We start from the raw sequence: 19,844 nt of genomic DNA, 5'->3' as shown, positions 1-19,844 counted from the left end.
TCAGCCCACCGGTTGCGGCTGACGCACGCGCGGTGCCACGGCCAGCACGCGCAGGCCGAGCTGTTTCTCGACATCCGCACGGCCATAGACCCGGTGGTCGAAGAAGCTGCGCAGCGCCACCCAGGCCAGTGCCAGCACCACCCCCGCCGCGCCGGCGAGCATGATCATCGACATCTTGCGCACACCGACCGGATTGGCCCCTTCGGCAGGGCGCTGGACAAGCTGAACATTGCCGATCCGCGCCTGCTCCAACGCCGCGATGGCCAGCGAATCGTTCAGCTTGTTGTCGTTGAACTCATAGGCGCGGCGCGCCGATTCCACCTCGCGGCGCAGTTCGTACCAGCGCGGCAGCTCGGCCTGGAAGGCGTCAAGCTCGGACTGGATCGCCGCGCGCTGGCGTTCGCGGGCTTCAAGCAATTCCTGGCGCTGGGCGAAGGTGGCGCGCACCTGGTCAGCGAGCTGGCGCGACAGCGCGGCCATTTCGGCGCGCTGGCGGCGGATATTGACGTCCTGCGCGCTCAGCGTGGTCTGCGCCCCGGCGCTGCGCGCACCCAGCGTGGCGAGCTCCGTCGCCAGCGATTGCTGCAGCGGATTGCCGGCGAGCGCGACCCCGGACAGCGTCTCGTCGCCCGCCGCCCGGGCCGCGTCGAGCTGGTCCATCGCGGTGCGCGCCATGTTGAGCTCGAGCGTGGCGGCCTGCACCGCGGTGTCGGCCTCGGCCAGGCGGCGGTTCAGGCCGGAACGCTGCTCGTCGGGACTGGTGATGCCGTTCTCGCGTTCGAAGGTCGACAGTGCCGCCTCGACCTCCTGCAGGCGCAGGGCGGTCTCGCGCCGGCGTTCGGTGAAGAAGGTCACGGCCTGGGTGCCGAGGAACATCGCCCCCCGCATCTCGAAATAGAGGTCGAGCAACTGGCCCAGGATGGCCTCCGGCACGCCGCGCTGGGCCCAGAGGAAGCGCGCGCCGACGACATTGCTGTTGGGCTGGGTCTCGAGGATCAGGGAGCCGGCGATGGCCTCGATCGCCTGCTCGCGCGGGGTGAGGCGGACGCGGGCGCCGATCGCGATCAGGATCTCCTCGAACCATGCCTGGACCTGCCGGTACAGGTCGCGCGCGGCTTCCTTGATGCGTCCGAACAGCGAGGTCGGCGCGGGCCGCGGTTGCGGCGTCAGGTCGACGCGATCGACGAGCCGCGCGATCAGATCGCGCGAGCGGATCAGCTCCATCTCGCTGTTCACATGGCCTGCCGTGGTGGCGACCAGCGCCTGGCGGTCGGCCACCATGGTCGGCAACGGCGCCTGCTCCTGGCCCAGGCGGACCAGGATCTTCGCCTCCGCCATCCAGGCATCGCCGCGGATGAGGAAGGCGTAGACGGCCGCGCACACGACCGAGACCAGCACGATGCCGATCACGCTCCAGATCCGGCGGAACAGGATCTCGGCGATCTCATGCAGGGACACGGCGGGCAGCAGGCCGCCGAGATTCGCCGGCGGGGGGCCGGCAGGCGATGTCATGCGGGCTGGCCTTCGAGCCAGGCGCGATACCAGGCCACCGTCTCGCCCAGCGCCGCATCCAGCGTGAAGGCGGGCGTCCAGCCCAGCATTGCCCGCGCCTTGGCGGCCGAGAGATGCTGCTCGGGGATCTCGTTCGTCGCCTCGCCGAGGATGATGGGTTCGAGGTCCGAACGCCCGGCCGCGGCGAGGATGTGCTTCACCAGCGCGATGACCGACATCGGCTGCTCGGTCGAGAAGTTGAAGGCGTGGCCGTGGATGGCCTTGTCCTCCATCTTCTCGGCCAGGGCGAGATACGCAAAGACCACGTCGCGGACATAGATGTAGTCGCGGATCATCGACCCGTCGGAGCGCAGGATCGGCCGTTCCCCATTGATCGCCCAGCGCGCCACGCCGGGGACGATGCGGTTGAAGTTGAGGTCCCGGCCGCCATAGAAATTCCCCGCCCGGGTGACGCAGACGGGCAGTCCATAGGTGTGGTGATAGGTCTGCGCGATGATGTCGGTGCAGGATTTGGAAGCATCGTAGGGATGCCGGCCGTTCAGCGGCATGCTCTCGTCATAGGGCAGCGTCGACGCGGTGCCGTAGGCCTTGTCGGAGGACGCGACGACGATGCGCTTCACCTTGCCCCCGATCTCGCGGCAGGCGTCGAGCACATTCCAGGTTCCGCGCACATTCGCCTCGAAGGTCGAGCGCGGGTGGCGGTTGGCGACGCCGACGATGGGCTGGGCGCCGAGATGCAGGACGGTGTCGGCCTCGTGCTCATTGATGGCGCGCAGGATGGTCTCGTAGTCCTCGAGCGCGCCATGCACAGTGAAATGCGGTTCCGTCTCCGGGTCGTCGCGGCGCGACAGGTGCCGCCCCAGATCGCGCACATAGCCGATGGTGGTCGCCCCGCGACGGTTCAGCTCCTTCACCGTCCAGGAGCCGAGGAAGCCCGAGGATCCCGTGACGAAAACGCGCTTGTCGGCCCAGAAGCCGGCAGTTCCGGTCATGTCGATACCTGTCCTGTGTGTCCGCAAGGCCGGTTCACGCCCCGGCCCGTCCTGTGGTCGGCGCGGGCCGTACCGCCCGCGCCGCCCGGTCGATCAGGCCGCCTGGGCCGCGCGCATCCAGGGGGTCTGGCCGGCGCTGTACATGGCCTCGATCTCCTGCTGGTCCTTGTAGGTGTCCATCGACTTGAAGAAGCCGTCATGGCGATAGGTCGCAAGGTGACGGCCCGGCAGCAGGTTCGGGAATACGTCGCGCTCCAGGTTCTCGCCCTGCCAGTGGTCGAAGATGCGCTTATCCATGACGAAGTAGCCGGCGTTGATCCAGTGGTCGCGCATCACCGGCTTTTCCTTGAAGTCCTGGATGACGCCGCTGGCATCGGCTTCGATGGTGCCATACTGGGAGCGCAGCGGGACCGAGGTGATGGTCGCGAGCTTGCCGTGCTTGTGGTGGAAGTCGAGCAGCTTCGTCAGGTCCACGTCGCATAGCCCGTCGGCATAGGTTGCCATGAAGGTGTCGCCGACCAGGTCCCGGCACCCCCAGATCCGCCCGCCGGTGTCGGTCTGCGCGCCGGTGTCCACCAGGTCGACCTTCCAGCCGAAGCTGCGACCTTCGAAATAGTCGAGGATGATTTCCTTCCGGTAGCCGACCGAGACGACGAATTCCGTGACGCCCTGCCGCGCGTAGATCTCCATCACGCGCACCAGGATTGGCTTGCCGCCCACCGGCATCATCGGCTTGGGCAGATACTCGGTGTAGGGATAGGCCCGGGTGCCGGAACCGCCCGCCAGGATGACGACCTTCATCGTTGTTGCTCCTTCGTAGTGAGGCCGGCCTGCCGGCCGTTCCGTCCCGTCAGAATGCGCTGTCGCTGGTGAATCCGCGGAAGACTGTCGCGAAGAGGATCCGGATGTCCATCGCGAGCGACCAGTGCTCGACATAGTGCAGGTCGTAGTCAAGCCGGCGCTGCGCCTTCTCGAGCGTATCGACCAGTCCCCGATAGCCGTTGATCTGCGCGAGCCCCGTGATGCCAGGCTTCATGCGGTGGCGCGCGGCGTAGTGGCTGACGACCTCGTGGTAATAGCGCCCGCCGACCTGCATCTCGACCGGATGGGCACGCGGCCCGACCAGCGACATCGTCCCCAGCACGACGTTGAAGAGCTGCGGCAGCTCGTCGAGGCTGGTGCGGCGCAGGAAGCGCCCCACCCGCGTCACCCGCGGGTCGCCGCGCACGGTCGCGACGCGGCCGGACAGGTCGCATTTGTCGGCGTACATGGTGCGAAACTTGAAGATCGAGATCGGCGTGTTGCCGAGGCCGTAGCGCCGCTGGCGCAGCAGCACCGGCCCCCGGCTGTCGAGCCGGATGGCGAGGGCGGCAAGCGCCATGACCGGTGCAAAGAGCAGCACCAGCGCGCTGCCGATGACGAGATCCTCGGCCCGCTTGACGACGCCGCGCCAGTCGCGCAGCGGCCGCCCCCACACTTCGAGGCCCACACGCCCGGCAATGCGGTGCGGCGCCGCGGTCGGCAGGTCATAGCCCGCGAGGTCAGGCGCGAGGCGCACATCGACCGGCAATTCGCGCAGCCGCATGCAGGCCTCGGCGATGCGTTCCGGCTCCGACCAGGGCAGCGCGATCAGCACCGCATCGACGCCAAGCCCTGGCGCATCGCGCAGCAAATCCTCGAACCAGCCTTGCGCGTCGGGATGCGGCGCCTCCGCGCCATCGAGGCTGTAGATGCCAAGGAGCGCCACCAGGCCCGCGGCCCGCGGCTCCGCCAGATGGTCGACCAGACGCCGCACGTGCTGGCCGCCGCCGACGACGAGGACGCGTTCCGCGAGGCGGCCTTCGACCCGCCAGCGCCGCAGCGCCGCCGCCGCGCCATGGCGCCAGGCGACCAGCGCGCCGCCGCCGACCAGGAACCAGCCCACCACCCAGGCGCGCGTCACCGCAACCCCGCCATCCCAGAGGAAGGCGATCGTCAGCGTCAGCATCACCGCGAGCCCCCAGATCGCCGAAAGGGGCCCGAGCGCCGCGATCCGCCGGTCGAGATCCTCGCCACGGTATTGCCCGGCCAGTGCGGCCATGGCGACGAAAAGCCCCGCCCCGACGATGGTGGCCGCGAGTTGCCGCCCCACATCCGGCCCGTCGGCATCGCCGAGGCCGAGACCGACGACAAGGTCGGCGACAAGCAGCAGAGCGGCATCGACCGCCGGCATCATCCCCGCCATCAGCGCGGTGGAACGACGCGCCGGCGGCGCCGGCTTCACATCGTGCGGCCGCGAGACGTCGCGACCGCCGGAAGGAGCCTCCACCAGGGTGACCCGGGTCATGGCCGCGTCACGCCGGCCGCCGCCGCCTTCGTCTGGGTCGATGTTACGCCCTTAATGGTCAAGGCCTCGGCTCCAACGTAATAGGAACTGCGCCGCCTTGCCGCCGCCGTATCCGGGCAGCAGAGGCAACGCACCAACCGTCCTGTCTCCCCGCGCGGCCGAGCGTTCTGATGCACACGGACCACGTTCGAACCTCGCGCTGCCGCTGCCGACGCGTTGCCGGCACCACGGCCGCGCAGGGCCGATCCCCGGCAAACTATGCTCTCGAAACATTCTGCCTCAATACTAAATGCGACGCCGCAATGTGAAACAGGAGCAGGATGCGTGGATCGGCCAAACCCGGGCACCCGGCAGGTGCTGACACGCGCTGCCATGGCCCTCGGGCTCAAGGGCGGGCTCGTCGTGGCGGGGTTCGGCATGCAGATCATCCTGGCACGCAGCCTCGGTCCGGAGGGTCTTGGCGCTTATGCAACGTTCCTCGCCCTGGCCACGGTGCTCTCCATCACAGGGGGCTTCGGCATGCCGATGGCGGCGGTGCGCTTCGTGCCCGTCTATCTCGCAGCCGGGCAAGACGCGGCGCTGCGCGGCTTCCTGTCTGCCGCGCGGCGTCTGACCCTGCTGACGTCGATCCCGGTCGCGCTCGGCTTCGCGCTGGTCTTCCTGCTGCTGCCGCCATTGCGTGACCAGGCGCACGCCGCGGTTGCCGCGGCGGCGATCATTCCCGTCTTTGGGCTCGGCACCCTCGCGGCAGGGCTCCTTCAGGCGCTCGCCCGGCCCATGCGGGCGGACCTGCTGCTCAATCTTTTCCGTACGGCGATGATCGCGGCCTTCGTGCTCCTCGCGCGGTGGTGGGGCTTCGCAACGGCGGAGATTGCGCTGTGGCTGACCGCGCTGGCCGCGCTGCTTGCCGCACTCCTCACGGCACGCGCCGCGGGCCACGCACTGCCGGTGGCGCCGGCGGGGCCGCGTACCGAGGGGGAACGGCACCACTGGATCGCCGCGGGCATGACCTTCGTGCTCGCGATGCTCTCGGTCTCGCTGATCGAGCGGCTCGACACCATCATGATCAGCGCCCTGCTCGGCACCGAGGCGGCCGGGATCTACAGCGTCGCATCGCGGCTGGCGCTGACGGTGATGCTCGCTACCTCCTCCGTGCTGTCGCTGCTCGCCCCCGCACTGGCGCGGCAGGCGGCGGCAGGGGATCGGGCGGGTCTGCAGCGCAGCGCGGCCCTGGCGGCAGGGCTGACGCTCGTGCTTTCGCTCGGCGTCGCGGGCGTGCTGGCGGCCGCCTCGCCCTGGCTCCTGCCGGCCTTCGGCCGTGATTTCGCGGCAGCGGGGGCGCCCTTCGCCATCCTGCTCGCCGGCCAGGTCGCGGTGGCCGCCTGCGGGGCGGCGGGCGGCCTGCTCGCCCTGTCGGGACGGAACCGCGCGCTCATCATCGTTGCGCTGGCGGCTGTGATCCTGGACATGGTGCTGTGTCTGGTCCTGGTGCCAGCCTTCGGATCCGAGGGCGCCGCGGCCGCAACGGTGACGACCTTGCTGGCGCAGGCCGTGGCGCTGTCGATCGTGGTGCGGCGATCGCTCGGGGTCGATCCGACGCTGGTCGGGGCCTTGCTTCTCGCCTGGCGCACCATCGGGCGCGGCATTCGGAAAGAGGGGACCTGATGATCCGCCGGCTGTTGATCCTCCTGCTGTTCGGGCTGCTCGCCGGCGCACGGCCCGCCGTGGCGCAGAGCATGCCGGAGAATGGGGGATTCGCCGGCGACGCCGCGCCGCCCGCGGGCTGGTTCCTTGATGACGAAGCGGCGGCCAAGGGCCGCCTGCGCCTGCTGCCGGCGCCATCGGGCGTGCCGGGACAGGTGCTGGAATTGTCGCCCAATGCGCGCAACACGCCGAGCGCCAAGCCGCTCGGGGTCGGGCAATTGCTGCCGGCGGCCGCGGTGCGCGGGCGGACGCTGCGGGTCTCGGCCGCGCTCGGCGCGAGCGGGGGTGCCTCGGCCGTGCTCGGCCTGGCAATCCTGCGCCGTGGCGGGGAGGCCGGCTCCGTCACCCTGCGCAACGTGACCGCGGATGGCACGTTGCAGGCACAGTCCGACACCCTGGACGTCCCGGACGACAGCGCCATCGAAGGCGCGGTGCTGTTCCTGGTGGCGGAGGGCACGGCCGGCGCGGCGCTGTTCGCCAATGTCGCGGTCGCCGCCGGGGCCGCCGCGCCGCCGGCACCGCGGGGGGCCGCCACGGCACCCGGTGCCGCGGTGGCGGATATCGCGGCGCGCGTGCGCGTCGATACCACCACGATCCGCAGGTCCATCCCGCGCGACCTGTTCGGCACGAACATCGAGGTGATCCGCGACGCCAACGGGCTGTGGGATGCGCGGCGCAACCGGCTCGACCCCGATGTCGTCGCCATGGCGCGCGACATGGGCATCACCCTGGTCCGCTTCCCCGGCGGCGTCTGGTCAGATGCCTATGACTGGCGCAACGGCATCGGCCCGCAATCGGCCCGCGCGACCACGCCGACGCATCCCGGCGCGGAGGAGCGCTTCCGCCATGTCTTCGGCACCGACGAGGCGCTCGCCTTCGCGCAGGAGATCGGCGGCTCGCTGCTGATCACCGTCAATGCCGGCCATGGCACGCCCGAGCTGGCCGCCGACTGGGTGCGCTACGTGAATGGCGAGGGCGGCCGCGCCCCGCGCAACGGCCGCGTGACATGGTGGGAGATCGGCAACGAGCTCTACATGGCTGGCGACGCCTCGGGCGGGTCGACGACGCCCGATCGCTATGCCGACCGCGTCGTGCAGTTCGCCCGGGCGATGCGCGCCGTCGATCCGAACATTCGTATCGCCGCGATCGGCCTGCGTAATTTCGGCCGCTACCGATTCAACGCGCACGACAACTGGAACGAGGTGGTGCTGCGCCGCGCGGGGTCCGAGATCGACCTGCTCGCCGTACACAACGCCTATTCGCCGCTGGTACCCGACGCGCGCGGGGCCGATCCGCTCGACGTCTATGCGGCGATGTGGGCCTTCCCGCAGCTCATCGCACGCAACCTCGCCGATACGCGGGCAGAGATCGCGCGCTTCGCGCCGGGCCGGCGCATCGGCATCGGCATCACCGAATGGGGGCCGCTCTTCGCGATCGACCCGGCCTCCCCGTTCATCGACCATGTAAAGACGCTGGGATCGGCGCTCTTCGTCGCCTCGGCGCTGCGGGTCTTCGCAGAGGATCCCTCGGTCGAGCTGGCGAACTTCTTCAAGCTCAACGAATCCCTGTTCATGGGCTGGATCGGGCGGCGCGGGAACCAGTGGGCGATGACCGCGCCGGCCATGGCCTTCCGCATGGTCGCGCGCGGCATGGAGAGCGGGTTGCTCGCCGCAAGCACCGAGGTCGCGACCTATGCGAGCCGCGCCCTCGGCTTCGTCGACCGGGTGACGGCCGCGCCCTATCTCGATGTGCTGGCGAGTGCGTCGCCCGAACGCGATGTCGCCACCGTGCTGCTGATCAACCGCCATCCCGCCGCCGCCATCGCGACGCGCGTCACGCTGGGCGGCGCGGCCGGCGCCGCCTTGGTGACGGCCGAGACGCTGACCGGCGACGCGCCCGACGCCAATACCGGTACCGACGTTCTGCGCATCCCCGGCCTGCGCTGGGGAGACCAGGCGCGTGTCGGCTCGCGCGGTCGCTTCCAGCAGGGAGCGGAGGGCGAGATCCGGCTCGAACGCCAATCCCTGGGACCGGCCGGGGCCGACACCGCGATCCGCGTGCCGCCCCATTCCATCACCCTGCTGCGCTTCGAGGGGCTGCGCCGGCCGTGACCATCCTGCCGCATCCGCGCCACTGGCTCGGCACCGCCGGGGTTCTCGGCGGGGGGTTCCTCGCGGCGAGCCTCGCGGTCGCCCTGCCCCAGCTCGGCGCCAAGGGCCTCGCGGCCCTGCTCGGGCTCGGGATGATCGGCGCGGTCATCCTGTGGACGGGACGGCCGAAGGAGGTCTTCCTCGCCTTCTACGTCCTCGCCCTCACCTACAACCGGCAGTATTTCGACGTCTTCGACCGGATCTTCGGCGGTATGCCCGGCGAGGGGCTCTACTGGATCCCGGCCGACCTGATGCTGTTCTGCCTCTTCGCCACGAGCGTGCTGGAGCGCGCCCTGGGGCGCGACACCACGCCGCCCAGGGTGCGGGAATTCGCGGCCGCGCCGGTGCTGCCCTTCCTCGTCGCGGCGCTGCTGTCGACCCTGGTGGCGGAGAGGATGGACCTGGCCGCCGCCGATACGGTGCGGATCGTGAAGTTCACGTTGCTGCTGGTCTGGCTGCACCGGAACATGACGCGGTCCCTGTGGCTGACGCTGGTCGGCGCGCTCGCCGCCTCGATCACGCTGCAGGCGACGCTCGGCACGCTCCAGGTGGTGTTCAAGGCGGGCCAGTCGCTGCTGTCCATCGTCGGCGCCGGCGGCCCCGACGCATTGCCCGAGGAGATCGACAACCGCGCACGCGGGACGCTCGGTCATCCCAACATGATCGCGCCCTATCTGCTGATGCTCGCGCCGGGCGCCTTCGGGGTTGCGGTCTTCTCGCGCCACGCCCCGCTTCGGCTGCTCGCGCTCGTCATCACGGTCATTACCATCGCCGGCATGGTCGCGACCAAGTCGCGCGGGCCGGGGCTGCTTCTGCTGGTCGCGCTGATCGGCGTCGCAATGGCCGGCGTCTGGCTGCGCGCCCTGTCGCCGAAGGCGCTGATCGGCATCGGCATCTGGGCGCTGCTCGCCATCGCGCTCGCCCTGCTGCCCTTCCTGAGCGACATCATCGAACGCTTCCGCGGTGATTTCGGCGTCTCGATCACCTTCCGCGCCGACTACAATCGCGCGGGCATGCTGGTGTTCAGCGAGAACCCGCTGCTCGGCATCGGCTTCGGCGGATCTCCGGAACGCATGGGGCAGCTCTGGTGGGTCATCGCGGACGAACTGCGCCAGGTGACTCGCTTCGCCCAACTCGCCGGCGTGCGCGCCGGGGCGCCGATCCACAATGCCTATGTGCTGATGCTGGCCGAGGCCGGCGCACTCGGCTTCCTCGGCTTCTGCATCCTGCTCGTCGCGACCATCCTGCGCGGTATCCGCGGCGCCCTGCTGACCGAGGCCGGATCGCGCGGCGTCTGCGTCGGCCTCACCTGCGGGATGATCGTGCAGATGGTGCAGCAGACCATCGACTTCTCCCTCTGGTGGGACCCGTCCTTCTTCACCCTCGCGCTGATCGCGGCGGTGCTGGGGACGGCACCGCGGATAAGGCCCGGATTGCCATGACAGCGCCGATCCTCTTCGTCATCCCGACCTTCAACCGCGCCCCCGACCTGCCGCGCACGATCCGCGCCATCGCCGCGCAGGACTGGCCGAAGGAGGCGATCGCCGTGCTGGTGGTGGACAATTCCTCCACCGACAACACCGCGGAGGTCGTGGCCGGGCTCGCCGCCACGCTGCCGATCCGCCTTGACTATCACCGCAAGGCGCCCGAGGGACCGTCCATCGCGCGCAATGCCGGTCTCGCCCGGGCGCCGGAGGACGGCTACTGCGCCTTCGTGGACAGCGACGTGGAACTCGACCCGGGCTGGACGCGCGCCACCGTCACGGCGATGGAGGCCGATCCGCAGCTGGCCCTGGTCGCCGGACCGCTCGTCTTCGGTCACAACCGGGCACTGCTGAACTGCTATGGCGGCGCGCTCTCGCCGCTCGGCCTCGCCTGGGATCTTGAGGAAGGGTCGCCGGTCTCCGCCGCCGATGCGCCGCGCGACGCGCTGTGGCTGAACAGCTCGGCCATCCTCGCCCGTACGAAGCCGGTGCGCGCGACGGGCGGTTTCGACGCGCGGTTCTTCTACGCCTATGAGGAGCCGGATCTCTGCCTGCGCCTTGCCCTCGAAGGCTGGCGCTGCCGCCTGGTGCCGGATGCGGTGGCCATCCACCATGTCGGCAGCGATATCGGGCGCAGCCATGCCGACTTCGTCTTCCATCACGTCAAGAACCGCCTGCGCATGGGCCTCAAATGCTTCAGCGCCGGCACGCTGGCCTGGTGGATTCCCGTCGCGACCGCCCACGCGCTGCTCGACGCCGTGCTGCACGTCCCGAAGCGCACCAGGCTGCGCGGCTTCGTGTGGAACCTCCGGAATCTCCCCGACACGCTGCGCGCCCGTGCCGCGGTGCAGGCGCGCCGCACCGTGCCGCATGGCCAAGCCTTCCGCCTGATGGAGACGCGCTGGTTCCCGCCGACGCGCCTCGGCGGCCTGCGCCGCCGGCCGGTGGAGGGCATCGTGGTCGGCAATGTCGCCGACGACCGGGCGGCGCGATGACCGACGCCCCGCCCTTCGTCAGCGTCATCGTGCCGACGCATCGCCGCCGCGACCTGCTGCGCCGCCTGCTCGATTCGCTGATCGCGCAGGATTGGCCGGCGGATCGCTTCGAGGTCATCGTCGTGCACAACCACACCGATGACGGCACGGCGGAGATGGTCGCCGCATGCGCCGCCGCGAGCCCGGTTCCCATCGCCTATTTCCGCACCGCTTTCTCGGGGCCCGGCCCGTCGCGCCAGTTCGGCGCCGAGCATGCGCAGGGCGCGATCCTCGCCTTCATCGACGATGACTGCGCGGCCACGCCGGGATGGATCGCCGCCGGGGTGCGGGCGATCCAGGGCGGCCTCGCCCTGGTCCAGGGCCGTACCCTGCCGCGGCCCGACCAGCCGCGCCGCCTGCTGGAGAAGACCGTCACCGTCACCGGCCCGACACCCTATTACGAGACCTGCAACATCTTCTACGACGCCGCCGTCTTCCGCGCCGTGGGTGGCTTCCCGGCCGATTTCCGCGAGCGATTCTACGGGGAGGACACCGCCCTCGGCTGGGCCGTGCATCTCGCCGGCTATCCCACCGGCTTCGCCGCGGATGCGCTGGTGCATCACGAGGTCTTCCCCGTCACCTTCCGCCGCTGGCTGATGGAACCGACGACGATGCGCCACTGGCCGGCCCTGGTGCGCGCCTATCCGGCGATGCGCCGCGACCTCTTCCTCGGCTATTTCCTGTCGCGGCTGACCGCGGCCTTCGATCTCTTCGCGCTGGGGCTGATCCTCGCCGTGCTGCTGCATCCGGCCTTCCTGCTGCTGACCCTGCCCTATCTCGCGCTGCGCTTCCTCGACCGCGGCCGGCTGACCAACCCGATCCACCTGGTCGCGCGGCTGGTCTTCGGGCTGCCGCGCGCGACGATCCTCGCCGCGGTGCTGCTGCGCTCCTCGATCCGAGCCGGGACGATCGTGCTGTGAGGCCGCGTTCCGTCCTGCTCGTGCATGAGGTCTTCCCGCCCGATTTCCGCGGCGGCGGCGAACGCATCGCCGTGCGGACCGCGACCGCGCTGATGGCGCAGGGCATCGGCGTGCAGGTGCTGACCACCGGCGATCCCGCCATCACCGAGCATGAGGGCGTTCCGACGCGCCGGCTGCGCCTGCCGCGCCAGGCCATGGCGCTGGCCATCGGCACGATCGCACGGGAGGCCGCACGCCATGATCTGGTGCATGCCTTCAACTACAATGCCGCCCTGCCCGCCCTCGCCGCCGCGCGCATCGCGAAGCGCCCGATCGTGTGCGAGATGCTCGGCCTGTTCGGCGAGGGCTGGCTCAAGCTCAAGCCCGGGCTGCAGGGCCGCGCGCGCATGTGGCTCGAGGAACGGATCGTCCGCGCCCGCTACGACCGGATCATCTTCCTCTCCGAACCCTCCCTGCGGGCCGGCATCGGGATGGGCGCCGATCCGGCGCGCAGCGTCACGATCCATCCGGGCCTCGAATCGGGCGGTATCCCGCCCGCCGTGCAGCGCGAGCCCTTCGTCCTGTTCGCCGGCCGGCTCGACCGCCGGAAGGGCTACGACCATGTCGTCGCCGCCGCGCGGGCCCTGCCGCACATCCGCTTCCGCGCCTCCGGCTGGGCGCCGGATTTCGACGCGCTGAAGGCGGCGGCGCCACCCAACCTCGAACTGGAAGAAGGACGTGCGGGTGACAATTACTGGCGATCCCTGTCGCAGGCGCGGATCTTCCTGTTCCCCACCTATGCCGAGACTTTCGGCCTTGTGGTGGCCGAGGCGATGGCGGCCGGCTGCGCCGTGGTCTCGTCCCTCGACACCTTTGCCTTCGCGGGGTACCGCCACGCTCCCGGCAATGAGGCGGACATGATCGCTGCCATAGAGCGCCTGTGGAACGACCCGGCGGCCCTGGCCGCCGCCGGGGCAGAGAACATGCGGCTTGCCGGCGCCTTCACCTGGGAGCGCCATGGCGAGGCCCTGGTCGCGCTCTACGAGGATGTGCTGGGCGAAAGCACCCCGGCGAGGATGGCAGCCTGATGCGCGTCGCACTCTACCACCCCTGGGTCTACCTGAAGTCCGGCCTTGAGCGGACGCTGCTCGAGATCCATCGGCGCAGCCGCCACCAGGTGCGGATCTACACCAGCCATTACGACCAGCAGGGCACCTACCCGGAACTCGCCGCGACGGGCGTGGTGGAACTGCCGCGTGTCTCGGTGCGGCGATCCTACCTGCCGGTGCTCGGTGCCGCGGCGCAGATCGTGCGGACGCGGCTCGACCCGTCGGAATTCGACGCCCTGGTCATTTCCTGCGACGGACTCGGCGACCTGCTGACCCTGCGCAACCACGACAAGCCGGTGCTGGCGCTGACCTTCACGCCGCTCCGCGCGGTCTATGACGACGCCTATCGCGCCCGCCTGCTCGATCGGGTGGGGCCGGCGGGCCGGCCCTTCGCGCTGGGCCTCGAAGCCGGCTACCGCGCCATCGACCGCGCCTGCTGGAAGCATTATTCCGCCGCCGTCGCCATCAGCGACACGATCCGCCAGCGCATCGCCGCCGGCGGGCTGTGGCCAGCCGAGAAAGTCCAGGTCCTCTACCCCGGCATCGACGGCGCGCGGATTGCCCCGGGCAGCGGCTCCGACCCCTATTTCCTGATCTCCGGCCGGATCATGTGGACCAAGAACATCCGCCTGGGGCTGGAGGCCTTCGCCCTGGCGAAGCAGGCCCTGCCCGGATGGCGGCTTGTGGTCGCCGGCATGGTGGACGAAAAGAGCCGTTCCCACGCCGAGGAGCTGATGGCGCGGGGACGGGAGATCGGTGACGTGGAGTTCCGCATCGGCAATACCGACGCCGAGATGCGGGCGCTCTACGACCGCTGCACCGCGCTGCTCTTCACCCCCTTCAACGAGGATTGGGGGCTGACGCCGCTCGAAGCCATGGCCGCCGCCAAGCCGGTCATTGCCGTCGATCGCGGCGGCCCGCGCGAAAGCGTGGCCGATGGCGTCACGGGCTTTCTGGCCCCGGACGACGCCGCGGCCTTCGCCCAGCGCATGGTGCAGCTGGCGCAGGACCCCGCCCTCGCCCGGCGGCTGGGGGAAGCCGGGCTGGAGCGCGCCCGGCTCTTCACCTGGGATACTTTCGTGGGCGGACTGGACGACGCGATCGAGACGATGATCGAGGAACGCAGGGAGCACAGGGGCTGACATGATTTCGCGCAAGCGTGTGCTGGTGACGGGCGGGGCCGGCTTCATCGGCTCCCATCTTTGCGAAAGGCTGCTCGCGCAGGGGCACCAGGTGCTCTGCGTCGACAACTATTTCACCGGCACCCGGGACAACATCGCCCATCTGCTGTCCCATCCGCAGTTCGAGGCGATGCGCCACGACGTCACCTTCCCGCTCTACGTGGAAGTGGACGAGATCTACAACCTGGCCTGCCCGGCCTCCCCGGTGCATTACCAGTTCGACCCGGTGCAGACGACCAAGACCTCGATCTCGGGCGCGCTGAACATGCTGGGCCTCGCCAAGCGGGTGAAGGCCAAGGTGCTGCAGGCCTCGACCTCCGAGGTCTATGGCGACCCCGAGGTGCATCCGCAGACCGAGGATTACCGCGGCAGCGTCAATCCGCTCGGCCCCCGCGCCTGTTACGACGAAGGCAAGCGCTGCGCCGAGACGCTGTTCTTCGACTACAAGCGCCAGCATGACGTGCGCATCAAGGTGGCGCGCATCTTCAACACCTATGGGCCGCGAATGCACCCCAATGACGGGCGCGTGGTGTCGAACTTCATCGTCCAGTCGCTGCAGGGCCAGCCGGTCACGATCTATGGCGAGGGCACCCAGACCCGGTCCTTCTGCTTCGTCGACGACCTGGTCGAGGGGCTGATGCGGCTGATGGACACGCCGGACGAGGTGACCGGGCCGGTGAACCTCGGCAATCCGCACGAGATCACGGTGCGCGAACTCGCCGACCGCATCATCGCCCTGTGCGGCGAGGGCGCGAGCCTGGAGAAGCGCCCCCTGCCGCAGGACGATCCGACCCGGCGCTGCCCGGACATCAGCCTGGCGAAGCGCCTGCTGGGATGGGAGCCGAAGGTGCCGCTGGAAGACGGGCTGCGCCGGACGGTCGCCTATTTCGACGCCAGGCTGCGGCAGCCGGCGACGGCCGACTGACCGGGGGGGGCTTTGCCTCGCCCGCATCGGCGCCGCCGGCTCATGGAAGATTGGAGGGGCTTTGCCCCTCCAAGCCACCCCACCAAAGGCCCGAGGCCTTTGGAAACCGTCACTTGGCGCCCTGCGCCGATGGCAGAAAGAACGCCGAAACCCGCCTTTGCGTCCGCAAGGCGCTTCGAGGGCAACGGCATGATTTTCCCGCTCAGCACCAAGTTCCTGCGTTCCAGGTGCTCCGGGCACTTGGCGGGGTGGTCTGGAGGGGCAGAGCCCCTCCGATCTCCTTCAGCGGAAGGATCCGGGCACTCCGCACGGCCTTCGGTCTTTGGTGGGAAGAAACCGGAGAGGCAACGCCCCTCTCGCTTCCATGGATCAGGTCAAAGAGCCCCTGGTATCATCGCCCTACCGCCGCCGCCGGATGCGGCGCGACGAGGCGCGGGCCGGTCCCGAACAGCTTCTCGCGATAGGTCCCTGGCGCATAGCCGCGCTTGTATCGCCCGCGTTCCTGCAAGGCCGGCACCAGCAGCGCGACGACGTCCTCCAGGCACTCAGGCCACACGGTGCGGGACAGGTTGAAGCCGTCGATGTCCGTCTCGTCCACCCAGCCGATCAGCGTCGCGGCCACCGTCTCGGCGCTGCCGACGATGGGCGGCTGGCGGCTGCCCAGGATCATGCGGTCGATCAGCGCCTGCTTGGTGGCGTGGGGGGCTGCGGCGCGCAGCGCCTCGACATTGGACCGGATGGCCTCGGACGGCGCGGCGGGCAGTTCGTCGTCCGGACCGAGTGCCGCGAGATCGATCCCGAGCGACGCCGAGGCATGCACCAGCGCCGCCTCCACGCTCGCGCAGCGGCGATAATCCTCGAGCTTGTCGCGGGCCTCGGCATCCGTGCGGCCGAGGATCAGCGTCACCCCCATGAAGGCCTTGATCGGGCGCGCCGCCGCACGCCGCCGCAGGTCCCGCACCAGCGCCGCGACATGGTGCTTCGGCCCGCCATTGATGAAGACGCATTCGGCATGCCGGGCGGCGAAGGCGCGGCCGCGCTCGGAAGCACCGGCCTGATACAGCACCGGGGTCCGCTGTGGGGACGGCTCCACCAGATGCGGTGCGTCCAGCCGATACTGGGTGCCCTCATGGCGGATGCGGGCCACACGGGACGGATCGGCATAGACCCCGGCCGCGCGGTCGCGCTTCACGGCGTCCGCGGCCCAGGATTCCTCCCACAGGCGATAGACCAGGCCCATGAACTCGTCCGCCATGTCGTAACGGTCGTCATGGGCCATCTGGCGGTCGAGCCCCATCGCCCGCGCCGCGCTGTCGAGATATCCGGTGACGATGTTCCACCCGATCCGCCCGTCCGTCAGGTGATCGAGCGTCGAGAAGCGCCGCGCCAGTAGGGCCGGCGGTTCCCAGGCGAGATTCACGGTGACGCCGAAGCCGAGGTTGCGCGTGACCGCCGCCATGGCCGGCACCAGCAGCATCGGGTCGAGCAGCGGGATCTGCACGCCATGGCGGATCGCCGCATCCTGCGACCCGCCATGCACGTCGTAGACGCCAAGCACATCCGCCAGGAACAGCCCGTCGAACAGCCCGCGCTCGAGCAGCCGGGCGAGCCCGGTCCAGTGATCGAGCCGCAGATAGTCGGTCGAACGGTCCCGCGGATGGGTCCAGAGCCCCTGCTGGATATGCCCCACACAGGCCATGTCGAAGGCGTTGAGGCGAATCTCGCGCGACGTCGTCATGGCGCCACCCTCGCCCAGCCGGCGCGCCCGGACAATGGCGCGGCCCGGTCGGGCATCGCCGGATCGATGCGGGCCGGTGCCGGTCTTCTCGAACACTCCCTCAGCAGCCGGGCACCCGCCAGCGTTCGATGTCCACGGTGATCATGCTGCTCTCGAAGATGATCTGCCCGCCGGCCGCCCGCAGCACCGCGCGCACCGCGGACAGGGTCGAGAAGCCGGGATCGCTCTCCACGATCGGCGGCACCGGCCGGGCCACCACCCAAACGGTGGCGGCGCCGCGCAGCCGAGTGCAGAGCGCATCCACCGACGTGTCGCCCTCGGGGTCCAGCAGGGCGGCCGACCGCTGCTCCAGCGGCGAGGCGGCCGGCACCACCAGGATCGGCGCGCTCAGTCCTCCGCGCGCCGTGGCCGCCATGCGCAGCGAGATCGCCGCGAAGACGCTGTCCGTCACCACGATCCGGTCGTTGGGAGAAGCTTGGGATTGCAGCAGAACCGCCGCATGGTCCCAGCGTTCCTTGTGCGCCGGCCAGTCGAGGTAGCGGACGATGCCGAAGCCATGCAGCCCGACGAGCAGCGCGGCACAGCCCAGGAAGACGCGGCGCGGCAGCAACGCGATGCCTGCCGCGATGCTCGCGGCAAGCGGCGCGACCATGAACAGCACTGTCCGCTCCAGCATCACCGGCCAGGACTGGCTGAGGACGGGAAACAGGATGGCCGCGGTGCCGAGCAGCGCGACGAGCGCCACCCGCGCCGGCCAACCCTCGTGGTGACGGGCGTGCAGACCGATCAGGACGCCGGCGATCGACAACAAGCCGGTCAACACCGAGATCGGCGAATGGAACGGCGCGACCAATCCCCGGATGTAGATCAGCGCCACGTCTTCGAGATCCGGCGGCGCGATCCAGCGCGTGACGAAGGCGCCTTCCATCGCGTGCTGCAAGGCCCACCAGATCGGCGCCGCGCCGATGAGGAGCCCCATCAGATCGGCCGCGACCAGCAGCGCGATGCCGCGCCCGATGCCCTGCTGCGCCGCCAGCAGCAACGCGACCACGAAGACATTCAGCGCCAGGTCGGCGATACCCGCGGTGTGGTGCAGCCACAGCATGCCGCCCTGGCAGACGCCGAGCGCGATGACCGCCGGCACGCCCGCCTCCCCGCGCCGCGCGGCCTCGGTCAGCCGCCAGGCGGCCAGCAGCGCGCAGCAGAAGACGAAGAACAGCACCGCATAGGTCCGCCCATCCTGCGACATGCGGAACAGCAGCGCATGCAGCGCGATGATCAGCCCGGCCAGCCAGGCGGCGCGCAGCCCGAAGGCTTCGCGGCAAAAGATCCACAGTGGCAGGATCGACAGCGCCGCCGCGGCCGCCGAGAGCAGGCGCAGCGGCGCACCCCCCTGCCCCGCCGCGATGCCGACCAGCTTGGCGATGGCGTAGTAGCCGGGCGGACTCGCCTCGATCCGCGCCATCTCCCCGAACAGCACCGACCAGGGCAAGGAGCCGATGCCGATGCTCGCCGCCTCGTCGATCCAGACCGGATCGCTGAACAGTCCGAGGCACCGGATCAGAAAGGCGCCAAGGATCAGGCCTGCCAGCAGCAGGCTCGTCGATGGGCGCCAAACGGTCGGGGGCGCGGCCACCGGGTCCGGCGGCACGTTCTCGTCACGGGTCAGCATCGATCCGGACGTTACAGATTTGCACCGCGGCGCAACAGGAACGGCATCACACCGCGCACCACCCCGCCTGGGGCCGCGCGCGGCGTGTGATCAGCGCAGGGGGAAGCCCAGGCCGATCAGCGCCTCCTTCAGCTTGTCACGGCCGCGCAGGGCGGTCAGGGTGCCGAGCCGCGCGATGACGCGCTGCGTCCAGTTATCCGCCGCCATCTCATTGCGGCGGGAGAATTCGGCCATGCGCGGGTCATAGGCGGCACGGTGCCCGGCATCCGCGGCGTCATAGGTGCCACGATGCAGCACAGCCTCCTGCGGCAGGCGGGGCTTCACCTCCCCTTCGCGCCCGGCGGCGGGGTGGCCGACGCACAGGCCGAAGACGGGTGCGACGCCCTTCGGCAGGCCGAGCAGTTCGGCCACCCGCGTCACGTCGTTGCGCAGCGCGCCGATATAGACGGTGGACAGGCCGAGGCTTTCCGCCGCCACCACCGCGTTCTGCGCGGCGAGCGCCGCGTCGATCGAAGCGACGAGGAAGGACTCGAGATAGGGCAGGCCGACGAGGTCCTTGCCCTCGGCTTCGGCGAGGCGCGCATTGCGCGAGACGTCGGCAAGGAAGACGAGAAAGAGCGGGCAGATCTCGACATGCTTCTGGTTGCCGGCAATCGCCGCCAGTTCCTTGCGCACGGCGGGATCGGTCACCTCGACCACCGACCAGGTCTGCAGGTTCGAGGACGTGGCGGCCGATTGCGCGGCGGCGACCAGCGTCTCGGTCGTGCCGTCGGGCAACGCATCGGGGCGGAAGCCGCGCACCGAACGGTGCGAGAGCAGCAGCGCCAGCGTGTCGTTCCACGGGCCCGGCTTGGGCTCGGCGCCGGCGCCATAGCGCAAGGTCATCGCCGCCTGGGCGGCAGGCGTCTGGTGTCCATCCATAATGTCGGGATCCCTCGGGGTTTCCCCGAAGGTAGCGTGAACACCAGGTCCGGCAAGGGTGGGAAGCACCGGGCCGCATCAGGCGGGGATGCGGCCGACTGCCCTCATTCTTCCGCTGTCGAGTTGGAGGGGCTTTGCCCCTCCAAGCCATCCCGGCAAAGGCCGAAAGGCCTTTGGTGCGGAAGAGGTCTGGAGAG

At 70.1% G+C, this 19,844-nt stretch carries 15 protein-coding genes; 8 read left to right on the top strand and 7 right to left on the bottom strand.

The annotated features are described in order from the left end of the window. The 4 genes from KPL78_RS02930 to KPL78_RS02915 all read right to left on the bottom strand — a co-directional run bounded on the left by KPL78_RS02930 (position 1) and on the right by KPL78_RS02915 (position 4,830). The gene (locus KPL78_RS02930; RefSeq protein ID WP_219761305.1) at positions 1-1,512 is read right to left on the bottom strand and encodes a GumC family protein; all 1,512 of its coding nucleotides are present in this window, start codon (positions 1,510-1,512) and stop codon (positions 1-3) included. Then, positions 1,509-2,504, bottom strand: coding sequence for a GDP-mannose 4,6-dehydratase (locus KPL78_RS02925; RefSeq protein WP_219761304.1), 996 nt, complete (start codon positions 2,502-2,504; stop codon positions 1,509-1,511). Before KPL78_RS02925 ends, KPL78_RS02930 begins: the two co-directional genes overlap by 4 nt. 93 nt (positions 2,505-2,597) lie before the next feature. Further along, entirely contained in the window at positions 2,598-3,305 is a 708-nt protein-coding gene (locus tag KPL78_RS02920) for a sugar phosphate nucleotidyltransferase (RefSeq protein ID WP_219761302.1), read from the bottom strand. 49 nt (positions 3,306-3,354) lie between these two features. Further along, a complete protein-coding gene (locus tag KPL78_RS02915; RefSeq protein WP_219761300.1) occupies positions 3,355-4,830 on the bottom strand; it encodes an exopolysaccharide biosynthesis polyprenyl glycosylphosphotransferase in 1,476 nt (491 codons plus the stop codon). Positions 4,831-5,154: 324 nt separating this feature from the next. Here KPL78_RS02915 and KPL78_RS02910 point away from each other — a divergent pair, with 324 nt between their 5' ends. From KPL78_RS02910 to KPL78_RS02875, 8 genes are read left to right on the top strand one after another with little or no spacing between them, the layout of a single operon-like run. Next, complete coding sequence (locus tag KPL78_RS02910) at positions 5,155-6,495, top strand: lipopolysaccharide biosynthesis protein (protein WP_219761298.1); 1,341 nt, start codon at positions 5,155-5,157, stop codon at positions 6,493-6,495. Then, the gene (locus KPL78_RS02905) at positions 6,495-8,645 is read left to right on the top strand and encodes a hypothetical protein (RefSeq protein WP_219761297.1); all 2,151 of its coding nucleotides are present in this window, start codon (positions 6,495-6,497) and stop codon (positions 8,643-8,645) included. The genes KPL78_RS02910 and KPL78_RS02905 overlap by 1 nt, the downstream gene beginning before the upstream one ends. Then, positions 8,642-10,126, top strand: coding sequence for an O-antigen ligase family protein (locus KPL78_RS02900; RefSeq protein ID WP_219761295.1), 1,485 nt, complete (start codon positions 8,642-8,644; stop codon positions 10,124-10,126). Before KPL78_RS02905 ends, KPL78_RS02900 begins: the two co-directional genes overlap by 4 nt. Then, positions 10,123-11,163 (top strand): glycosyltransferase family 2 protein, encoded by a 1,041-nt coding sequence (locus KPL78_RS02895; RefSeq protein ID WP_219761293.1) that lies wholly within the window; start codon positions 10,123-10,125, stop codon positions 11,161-11,163. Before KPL78_RS02900 ends, KPL78_RS02895 begins: the two co-directional genes overlap by 4 nt. After that, positions 11,160-12,122 (top strand): glycosyltransferase family 2 protein, encoded by a 963-nt coding sequence (locus KPL78_RS02890; RefSeq protein WP_219761291.1) that lies wholly within the window; start codon positions 11,160-11,162, stop codon positions 12,120-12,122. Before KPL78_RS02895 ends, KPL78_RS02890 begins: the two co-directional genes overlap by 4 nt. Then, positions 12,119-13,189, top strand: a complete 1,071-nt coding sequence (locus tag KPL78_RS02885) for a glycosyltransferase family 4 protein (RefSeq protein ID WP_219761289.1) — start codon at positions 12,119-12,121, stop codon at positions 13,187-13,189. Before KPL78_RS02890 ends, KPL78_RS02885 begins: the two co-directional genes overlap by 4 nt. Then, a complete protein-coding gene (locus KPL78_RS02880; protein WP_219761288.1) occupies positions 13,189-14,352 on the top strand; it encodes a glycosyltransferase family 4 protein in 1,164 nt (387 codons plus the stop codon). Before KPL78_RS02885 ends, KPL78_RS02880 begins: the two co-directional genes overlap by 1 nt. A gap of 1 nt (position 14,353) precedes the next feature. Next, entirely contained in the window at positions 14,354-15,316 is a 963-nt protein-coding gene (locus KPL78_RS02875) for a UDP-glucuronic acid decarboxylase family protein (protein WP_219761286.1), read from the top strand. 391 nt (positions 15,317-15,707) lie between these two features. Here KPL78_RS02875 and KPL78_RS02870 read toward each other — a convergent pair whose 3' ends face one another. The 3 genes from KPL78_RS02870 to KPL78_RS02860 all read right to left on the bottom strand — a co-directional run bounded on the left by KPL78_RS02870 (position 15,708) and on the right by KPL78_RS02860 (position 19,647). Continuing rightward, a complete protein-coding gene (locus KPL78_RS02870; protein ID WP_432761271.1) occupies positions 15,708-17,150 on the bottom strand; it encodes an LLM class flavin-dependent oxidoreductase in 1,443 nt (480 codons plus the stop codon). Between the two features lie 4 nt (positions 17,151-17,154). Next, positions 17,155-18,726: a glycosyltransferase family 39 protein gene (locus KPL78_RS02865; RefSeq protein ID WP_219761284.1), complete on the bottom strand. Its 1,572-nt coding sequence runs from the start codon at positions 18,724-18,726 to the stop codon at positions 17,155-17,157. Between the two features lie 90 nt (positions 18,727-18,816). Continuing rightward, positions 18,817-19,647, bottom strand: coding sequence for an NADPH-dependent oxidoreductase (locus tag KPL78_RS02860; RefSeq protein ID WP_219761282.1), 831 nt, complete (start codon positions 19,645-19,647; stop codon positions 18,817-18,819). Between the last annotated feature and the right edge of the window lie 197 nt (positions 19,648-19,844).

It is taken from the genome of Roseomonas alba (genome assembly GCF_019430885.1).
Lineage (GTDB): Bacteria > Pseudomonadota > Alphaproteobacteria > Acetobacterales > Acetobacteraceae > Neoroseomonas > Neoroseomonas alba.
This window is presented reverse-complemented; position numbering and strand designations above follow the sequence as displayed.

Excerpts from the sequence above, each read along its gene's own strand:
- KPL78_RS02865 (WP_219761284.1), bottom strand. The coding sequence starts at position 18,726 with ATGCTGACCCGTGACGAGAACGTGCCGCCGGACCCGGTGGCCGCGCCC.
- KPL78_RS02890 (WP_219761291.1), top strand. The coding sequence starts at position 11,160 with ATGACCGACGCCCCGCCCTTCGTCAGCGTCATCGTGCCGACGCATCGC.
- KPL78_RS02875 (WP_219761286.1), top strand. The coding sequence starts at position 14,354 with ATGATTTCGCGCAAGCGTGTGCTGGTGACGGGCGGGGCCGGCTTCATC.
- KPL78_RS02925 (WP_219761304.1), bottom strand. The coding sequence starts at position 2,504 with ATGACCGGAACTGCCGGCTTCTGGGCCGACAAGCGCGTTTTCGTCACG.
- KPL78_RS02860 (WP_219761282.1), bottom strand. The coding sequence starts at position 19,647 with ATGGATGGACACCAGACGCCTGCCGCCCAGGCGGCGATGACCTTGCGC.
- KPL78_RS02930 (WP_219761305.1), bottom strand. The coding sequence starts at position 1,512 with ATGACATCGCCTGCCGGCCCCCCGCCGGCGAATCTCGGCGGCCTGCTG.
- KPL78_RS02915 (WP_219761300.1), bottom strand. The coding sequence starts at position 4,830 with ATGACCCGGGTCACCCTGGTGGAGGCTCCTTCCGGCGGTCGCGACGTC.
- KPL78_RS02895 (WP_219761293.1), top strand. The coding sequence starts at position 10,123 with ATGACAGCGCCGATCCTCTTCGTCATCCCGACCTTCAACCGCGCCCCC.
- KPL78_RS02905 (WP_219761297.1), top strand. The coding sequence starts at position 6,495 with ATGATCCGCCGGCTGTTGATCCTCCTGCTGTTCGGGCTGCTCGCCGGC.
- KPL78_RS02920 (WP_219761302.1), bottom strand. The coding sequence starts at position 3,305 with ATGAAGGTCGTCATCCTGGCGGGCGGTTCCGGCACCCGGGCCTATCCC.
- KPL78_RS02880 (WP_219761288.1), top strand. The coding sequence starts at position 13,189 with ATGCGCGTCGCACTCTACCACCCCTGGGTCTACCTGAAGTCCGGCCTT.